Origin of the sequence: Shewanella sp. Isolate7 (genome assembly GCF_022398425.1) — a bacterium.
Taxonomy (GTDB): domain Bacteria; phylum Pseudomonadota; class Gammaproteobacteria; order Enterobacterales; family Shewanellaceae; genus Shewanella.
The window spans coordinates 1-7,230 of sequence record NZ_JAKEVJ010000122.1; the positions used below are offsets into that span (position 1 = coordinate 1).

Sequence of the window (7,230 nt, forward strand, 5' to 3'; positions counted from 1 at the left end):
TAAAAATACTAATACAGTTATCGAGCGTTTTAACAAGCTAGAATGATCAATTATTTATTACGATTGGTATTAGTTGATGACTCATTAAAAGTGTCGATGAGCATCGTCTAGCTTAAGATGCGCCGGCATCAGGTAATCACGATAGGCGTAACGATTAAGCTTGTTGATCTTGGGCGTCTTATCCGTTTCTTTCTCTGTAAACTGGGCAACCTGTTGGTTCAGCCAGCTAGAGAAAGTCGCTTGCTCCTTAGTAAGCTCATCGAGCAGCCCTTCATAACCCTCGAAATAGTCTGTCTTTAAGTAGTGGCTGAGCCTAACCAGCTCTTCGGGGTACTGCTCGGCCAAGAAGCGGATTGCCATGTAACTCCATTTATAGGTGCGGTCGAGACCATCCTTATATTCGGTCGCGAAGATAGTCTTGAGATCCGGCGCCTCATCTAATTTTTCCTTGATCACCTTTAGCGTCGAAGGGTTGTCGTCGCCTTTAGAGACATACTCCGCCAGGCCTTCCGACCACCACACCAGCTTGCTCGGGAAATGGCCGAAGCCGCCGTATTTTACGAAGCGGCCATCGAGATAGTGAACATATTCATGATTCAGGTTCCAGATGGCAAATTCCGGGGCTATCCAAAACTGACGATAGGCGAAGAAGCTGGCCTGATTATCTGGGTTAGAGGGTGTTCCTTCGATATACATGCCGCCATTGTCCGTGCCTATGTCGAACAGCAACTGGCCGTAGGCGTTGTATTGGCTCCAATTTTTGAAGGCCACCACCTGCAGCGCGTCATTGTTATCGTTAGCGGTAGGCCGGTGCTCTGTCTTTAGCAACTGATGAAAGTGTGCTTCCTGGGAGGTGAGCTTAGTACAGCTGATGCTGAGCTCATCCGGTGTTAGATCCTGCGCCAGGATATACAGGCTGTCTGAGCATCGATGGCGTATGGGTAAGATCTGCGACTGCTCGGGGATCTGACAGATAGTGCCGCGTGCCTTGCAGGCCTCCTGGCCGGCGAAGGCATTTACATGATAGCCCAAGGTGTAGGTGGTCTTAGCCGCATCCCCTCGCCGCGCAACATCTCGCTCGGCCATCTCGGCCATGGCGTCGTCCAGTGCCTGTTCGGCTGGCGTGATCTTGCCCTCTTCGCCGCTGGGTAGTGCCAGGCGGTAGAGCCCAAGTGCCCAGTAGGCATTGGCTCTTGGCCAGTCTCGCTGATCGTGAAGACTAAGGGGGGAGGCGGCAAAATCGAGTAGCGGTTTATCTAATCTGGCGGCAATCAATTGTTGGTTGAGGGGGCCTTTGGGCTGTTTGCGCGCAGCGTTCAGCAGCATGCCATAGGCTCTCAGGGTCTCCCACAGAGCGTAGTCTGTCACCTGGCTGGGGGATTGGTTAGCCATGCGGCTCAGTTGCTGGTTTAGTAGGGGCAGTAATCTGCCAACTTGCTCGGCGCGCTCATCACTTTCTTCTTCAGTATTGGCATAGTAGCGATACAGGGTGACAGCGAAGTGTTCCTGTAATCTGGCACTCTGAGTGACTAGCTTGCTTTGACCAAGCTTGTTAAGTGCATCCGTTAGCGCGGCGTATTCAGCACTGGTCAGCGCGTCCATGGGACCGAAATAACTAAAGGCCCTCAGGTAGTAGAGCAGGGCATCTAGCGTTTGCTCGTCCTGGCTCTGAATGATGGCTTGTACCGCCTGATTGAAGCTGGCGTTATCGAGTAAAGGGTTGTCATGGCTGAAGCTTTGCAGCACAGGCATGGTGTTAAGCTGGCCGATAAAGGCAGGGTCTAGCTGTGTCGGCGCCGTGGTGCTGCACCCCAGTAACAGACTGGGGCCGAGTAATAAGAGTGCGCGGAGGGATTGGTGTAACATAGGGTCTCCTTTTTATCTTGCATACAATATATTTCATTGTCATGAAGAAGACTAGCTATAATTAAATGCACATTCGATTCCCAAGGCGCTGTAGAGCTTGATAAAATGGCTAGAGTCACCGGCTGTCGAGAAAACCATGTCTAAGATAGATGATCAACTGTTTAGTTCACACGAGCATGCACTAGAGAAAGAGTATGAACTCTGCCCTAAGTGTGGCTGCGAGCTGTCGGTAAAAAACAGTAAGTATGGTGGGTTCATCGGCTGTAACAACTACCCTAGTTGCGACTATACTCGGCCCCTGGTGCATCACGAATCGATAGAGACTCAGGTGATCCAAGGCTCAGAATGCCCCAAGTGTGGCGCAGAGCTGGCGGTGAAGTCGGGCCGTTTCGGTATCTTTATCGGCTGTACCCGATATCCAGAGTGTAAGCATATCGAGAAGCACGATCAGGAGGATCCGGCCGAGGCCGTGTCCTGTCCCAGTTGCCATAAGGGCGTGATGGAGCATAGAACCAGCCGCTTCGGTAAAAGCTTCTATGCCTGTAGCGCCTATCCTAAGTGTAAGTTTTTGGTCAATTATCCTCCCGTGCAGGAGACCTGTCCCGATTGCGGCTTCGGCATCTTGGTCGAACGCAAAGGCGCTGCCGGCATGCGGCTGGAGTGTCCTCAAAAGGCCTGTAAATATAAGCGTCCGCTAGCCTAAGCGTTCTCCACCATTGTTCGCATTAGCTTTGTCTGTATAATCTCGACGCATAAGGTCAAGTCGACCCGTTGAACAAGAAAGGTAAGGCGACATGTTACAGCAAGATCCTGGCGCCCTGGTTGAAACGGTACTGCAAGGTGGCGTCATAGCCTATCCCACCGAAGCCGTTTATGGACTGGGCTGCGATCCCGACAATGATGAGGCGATTCAGAAGCTGCTCGACCTAAAGCAGCGTCCCTGGCAGAAAGGCTTGATTCTGGTTGCCAGTGATTTCAGTCAATTAACGCCCTATATCGATTGCTCTGTCCTCACCGAGGCGCAGATGCAGTCGGCCTTCGATAAATGGCCCGGCCCCTTCACCTTTATCATGCCGAAACGCCCTGGGCTATCCAGCCTGTTGAGCGGTCAGTTTGACTCCCTCGCCGTGCGCGTCTCCAATCATCCTGGGGTGCAGGCCCTGTGTCAGGCGCTGGATAAGCCCATAGTCTCGACCAGTGCCAACCTGACGGGAGAGGAGCCCGCCTTGACACCGGAGGAGGTTATCCGTCAGTTTGATGGCAAGATAGATGGCCTGGTGGCCGGTAGCCTAGGCGCCGGGCCTAAACCGTCGACCATCATAGATGTGATCAGCGGAAAGATTTTACGATAACCATAGCAAGGAATTTTTATGAAGCCCGATGCCACTCAAGTCAAAGCATTCTTACTCGACCTGCAACAGAGGATCTGTGAAGGCCTAGAACAACTCGATGGCGAGGCCAAGTTTGTGGCCGACTCCTGGAAGCGGGAAGAGGGCGGTGGCGGCACGAGCCGCGTATTGACTAAGGGTAAGGTGTTTGAGCAGGCAGGGGTGAACTTTTCCCATGTGACCGGCGCGGAAATGCCGGCATCTGCCACGGCGCACCGCCCCGAGCTGGCCGGGCGTAGCTTCGAGGCCATGGGCGTCTCCCTGGTGATCCATCCTAATAACCCTTATGTGCCGACGACCCACGCCAATGTGCGCTTCTTTATCGCCGAGAAAGAGGGAGCGGATCCTGTCTGGTGGTTCGGTGGTGGGTTCGATCTGACCCCTTACTACCCGTTCGAGGAAGATGTGGTGACCTGGCATCAGAGTGCCAAGGTATTGTGCGAGCCGTTCGGCGAGGATGTTTATCCTAAATATAAGAAATGGTGCGACGAGTATTTCTTCCTGCCCCACCGTAATGAGACCCGTGGCGTCGGTGGTCTCTTCTTCGACGATCTCAATGAGCCAGGGTTCGAAAACAGCTTTGCCTTCATGCAGGCGGTGGGCGAGGGTTTCTTGAAGGCCTATGCGCCGATTGTCGAGAAGCGCAAAGACACCGAATATGGTGAACGTGAGCGTGATTTCCAGCTCTATCGTCGTGGCCGCTATGTGGAATTTAACTTGGTCTATGACAGAGGCACGCTGTTTGGCCTACAAACCGGTGGCCGTACCGAGTCTATCCTGATGTCTATGCCGCCACTGGTGCGTTGGCAATATGCCTATACACCTGAGCCGGGCAGTGCGGAGGCGAAACTCTATACCGACTTCCTCAAGCCGAGAGATTGGCTGCCAGCGTAGAAGGTCAACCAGAAGCTAAAAAGGACTCTATTGAGTCCTTTCCTGTTTTGCACATATTGGTTTCGCACATATTGGCGCCTATGCTATTGGTTACGCATATGATCGGCTAGGGTCGAGATCGCCTGGTAGATGGCTTCCCTATGTTGCGGCTCCTTGATCTCTATCGCTAATGCTCGCTGCATGCAGAGTAGCCACTGATCGCGCATGGTCTCGTCTATGCTAAAGGGCATGTGCCTGGCACGCAGGGCCGGGTGTCCATGACGTTGATGAAACAGCTGTGGGCCACCTAGCCAGCCGCTGAGGAACTCGAACAGCTTCTGTTCCGACTCGGCAATGGGGGATCTATGCATGGTCAATAAGGCCTGGGTGTCTGGGTTGGTCTGCATCTGGTGGTAAAACTGTTTGGCCAGCGCCCTGATCACCTCTTCACCGCCAATTCTATCGTAGGCGTTTGATTGCTGAGGATCGCGCTCGGCTGAAGGCTTAGCCATCATCTTCTTTAACCACTTCATCTGACTCTCTCGTGGGCTCTGTTGGACTCGATTTAGATATCAAGCGGCACACTAGCGGATTCTCCAGTTGCAATCAATGCTAGTTTCCCTGAAGAGATTGCATGGCGTCGCCCTTTGCTTCGCCTAAAAAGCTCAGTAGACTGGGCGCAATCGGATTAACAGAGACAGTTACCCCATGACACAACTGCTGGTGCAAGACAGATATGCCGTATTTGGCCATCCCATAGGGCATAGTAAATCTCCCGCTATTCATCAGGCTTTTGCCCAGTCGACGGGGGAGTCGATCCGGTATGAAGCGATTTTGGCGCCCCTCAATGGCTTCGCCGAGTCTCTGCAAAGCTTTTTCAGTGAAGGGGGTAAGGGTGCGAATGTGACCCTGCCATTCAAGGAGCAGGCCTATGCCTTGTGTGATTGCCTGAGTGAGGAGGCGAGACTCGCGGGCGCGGTGAATACCCTTAGCCGCTTGGATGACGGCCGTATCAAGGGAGATAATACCGACGGCTTGGGGCTGGTGGCGGATCTCGAGCGCCACATAGGATCCTTAAGCGGTAAAAATGTCTTGCTTATCGGTGCCGGCGGCGCCGCGCGAGGCGCCATACTGCCGTTATTGAATGCTGGTATCGCCTCTCTGACGATTCATAATCGCACCCATAGCAAGGCCGAACTACTGGCCGAGACATTTAAGGCGTATGGTCAGGTTAAGGCTTGCACCTTAGACGAGCTGAATCATAGTTTCGATATCGTCATCAATTCAACGTCTGCCAGCTTAAGTAGGGAGTTGCCGAATCTGCCACACGAGATTATCGCTGCCCATACCGTCTGCTACGATATGATGTATGGCAAGGACCTCACCGCCTTTAACCGCTGGGCCTCGAGTCAGGGGGCGGGTGAGGTGATCGATGGCCTCGGCATGCTGGTGGGCCAAGCGGCTAAGAGCTTCGCCATCTGGCGTGGCGTCGAACCTGCCGTCGAGCCAGTGCTGGCACAGTTGCGTAATGAGCTCGCCGTACAGGCGTGAGAGTAGCTATGTCGTTAGATGGCAATAGGAGTAGCAAGCCATGAATCAAAGCATCATATTTACCGAGCAACTGACCTGGGATGCTCAGCAAAATGGGATTCACTTTACCGCGCAGCAGCAGGGGATGTTGATCGACTGCTACATCAGCCAGAAGGTGCTTGAGCATCTGGCGGCCGAGAAGATTAATAACAGTGAACAGGCACTGTCCTTGTTTGAACAGTTTCGTTTCGATATCGAGGAGCAGGCGGAAAAGTTGATCGAGCAAGAGGCGTTTGACGTTCAAGGCCATATACAGGTTGAGCGTGTCGACTAGCTCATTCTAAAGTTTGCCCCTAGCGCTTACGTTGATGCTGCATAAGGGCGCCGAATCATCGACGCCATGCAGGTTGAGTTTAATGCGCATTTCTCGACAGAGAAGCACTAGGTCGGCAGATCCTGCAACGCCTCTTCAATATATTCGTTCTTCAGGCGGACATAGTTATCCGCCGACTCTGGCAGGAAGTTTATTTCTGCCTCTGTCAGCGCTCTCACCTTCTTGGCCGGGCTGCCTACATACAGGTGACCACTTTCCAGTGTCTTGCCGGGTGGAACCAAAGAGCCTGCGCCTAAGATCACATCGTCTTCTATTATTGCGCCGTCTAGTATGATGGCGCCCATGCCGATAAGGATACGGTTGCCGACTCGGCAGCCATGCAACATCGCCTTATGACCTATGGTGACATCATCGCCTATGAGAAGTGGGTATCCTTCGGGGCGGCTGGCCGATTTACGGGTGACATGTAATACGGTGCCATCTTGTACGTTTGAACGTTTACCAATGCGGATGTGATTCACATCGCCTCGCGCCGCGACCATGGGCCAGATGCTGGCATCTGTGTCTAAAGCAATATCGCCGACGAGTACACAGGCTTCATCAATATACACACTGGCATCAAATTGTGGGCTAAGGCCCTTATAGGCACGGATAGATTTTGTCATGGCTAAGTCCTTAAAACGGCCAAATGAGTGGGGGGTACCCAGTATAATGGGGAAAAAGTAGCTAGTCAGGCGAAAAAGCGCGCAAACAATGCAAAAGAGGCACTTTTCTTTTAAAAAGCCCTTGCACAAAAGATTTGGCTCCCTATAATGCGCTCCCACTGACACGGCAAACGGCGCTACTTAGCAACGATTACCAAGCTCAGATGGTTAAAGTGATAAAGTTGAAAAACTTCTTAAAAATCACTTGACGCCAACATCGGGAAGTGTAGAATACGCATCCCTAAGCCGACGGCCCAGCGCTAACGGCGGCATCCAAAAGTAAGGGTGCAATGCTCTTTAACAAGATAAAACAAGAAATCTGTGTGGACACTCACAGGTATTGAGTTAATCGAAAACGATTTAAATCTCAATGCAATTCTTTACTAGAGATAGTGAGAGTCCATAGCAATATGTACAAACATCCTTAGATTCTTCCGAGTCTAAGTGATGAATCAGAATTCATTGAGTCGCTTCCTTTTGAATAAAGAGTGGAGCAGAAAAACTTTTAATTGAAGAGTTTGATCATGGCTCAGAT

At 52.1% G+C, this 7,230-nt stretch carries 8 protein-coding genes; 5 read left to right on the forward strand and 3 right to left on the reverse strand.

Annotated features, from left to right (window positions below; all coding sequences use genetic code 11):
- Positions 1–84 precede the first annotated feature (84 nt).
- The gene (locus L1D47_RS19745) at positions 85–1,866 is read right to left on the reverse strand and encodes a collagenase (RefSeq protein ID WP_239886502.1); all 1,782 of its coding nucleotides are present in this window, start codon (positions 1,864–1,866) and stop codon (positions 85–87) included.
- A 136-nt stretch (positions 1,867–2,002) separates the two neighbouring features.
- Here L1D47_RS19745 and L1D47_RS19750 point away from each other — a divergent pair, with 136 nt between their 5' ends.
- The 3 genes from L1D47_RS19750 to hemF all read left to right on the forward strand — a co-directional run bounded on the left by L1D47_RS19750 (position 2,003) and on the right by hemF (position 4,148).
- Positions 2,003–2,569, forward strand: a complete 567-nt coding sequence (locus L1D47_RS19750) for a topoisomerase DNA-binding C4 zinc finger domain-containing protein (RefSeq protein ID WP_239886503.1) — start codon at positions 2,003–2,005, stop codon at positions 2,567–2,569.
- Positions 2,570–2,660: 91 nt separating this feature from the next.
- Positions 2,661–3,218, forward strand: coding sequence for an L-threonylcarbamoyladenylate synthase (locus L1D47_RS19755; RefSeq protein WP_239886504.1), 558 nt, complete (start codon positions 2,661–2,663; stop codon positions 3,216–3,218).
- 18 nt (positions 3,219–3,236) lie between these two features.
- Complete coding sequence (hemF, locus tag L1D47_RS19760) at positions 3,237–4,148, forward strand: oxygen-dependent coproporphyrinogen oxidase (protein WP_239886505.1); 912 nt, start codon at positions 3,237–3,239, stop codon at positions 4,146–4,148.
- 83 nt (positions 4,149–4,231) lie between these two features.
- Here hemF and L1D47_RS19765 read toward each other — a convergent pair whose 3' ends face one another.
- On the reverse strand, positions 4,232–4,660 hold the full coding sequence (locus L1D47_RS19765; RefSeq protein ID WP_239886506.1) for a group II truncated hemoglobin: 429 nt from the start codon (positions 4,658–4,660) through the stop codon (positions 4,232–4,234).
- A gap of 175 nt (positions 4,661–4,835) precedes the next feature.
- Between L1D47_RS19765 and aroE the strand changes: the two genes are divergently transcribed.
- Both aroE and L1D47_RS19775 read left to right on the forward strand, forming a co-directional pair.
- Complete coding sequence (aroE, locus tag L1D47_RS19770) at positions 4,836–5,678, forward strand: shikimate dehydrogenase (protein ID WP_239886507.1); 843 nt, start codon at positions 4,836–4,838, stop codon at positions 5,676–5,678.
- A 40-nt stretch (positions 5,679–5,718) separates the two neighbouring features.
- Entirely contained in the window at positions 5,719–5,991 is a 273-nt protein-coding gene (locus L1D47_RS19775) for a DUF1488 domain-containing protein (protein WP_239886508.1), read from the forward strand.
- Between the two features lie 107 nt (positions 5,992–6,098).
- Here the strand turns inward: L1D47_RS19775 and L1D47_RS19780 are convergent, their stop codons facing one another.
- The gene (locus tag L1D47_RS19780) at positions 6,099–6,656 is read right to left on the reverse strand and encodes a gamma carbonic anhydrase family protein (protein WP_239886509.1); all 558 of its coding nucleotides are present in this window, start codon (positions 6,654–6,656) and stop codon (positions 6,099–6,101) included.
- Positions 6,657–7,230 lie beyond the last annotated feature (574 nt).

Coding starts and splice junctions, on each gene's coding strand:
- L1D47_RS19750 (WP_239886503.1), top strand. CDS start 2,003: ATGTCTAAGATAGATGATCAACTGTTTAGTTCACACGAGCATGCACTA.
- L1D47_RS19775 (WP_239886508.1), top strand. CDS start 5,719: ATGAATCAAAGCATCATATTTACCGAGCAACTGACCTGGGATGCTCAG.
- L1D47_RS19765 (WP_239886506.1), bottom strand. CDS start 4,660: ATGAAGTGGTTAAAGAAGATGATGGCTAAGCCTTCAGCCGAGCGCGAT.
- L1D47_RS19755 (WP_239886504.1), top strand. CDS start 2,661: ATGTTACAGCAAGATCCTGGCGCCCTGGTTGAAACGGTACTGCAAGGT.
- L1D47_RS19745 (WP_239886502.1), bottom strand. CDS start 1,866: ATGTTACACCAATCCCTCCGCGCACTCTTATTACTCGGCCCCAGTCTG.
- hemF (WP_239886505.1), top strand. CDS start 3,237: ATGAAGCCCGATGCCACTCAAGTCAAAGCATTCTTACTCGACCTGCAA.
- L1D47_RS19780 (WP_239886509.1), bottom strand. CDS start 6,656: ATGACAAAATCTATCCGTGCCTATAAGGGCCTTAGCCCACAATTTGAT.
- aroE (WP_239886507.1), top strand. CDS start 4,836: ATGACACAACTGCTGGTGCAAGACAGATATGCCGTATTTGGCCATCCC.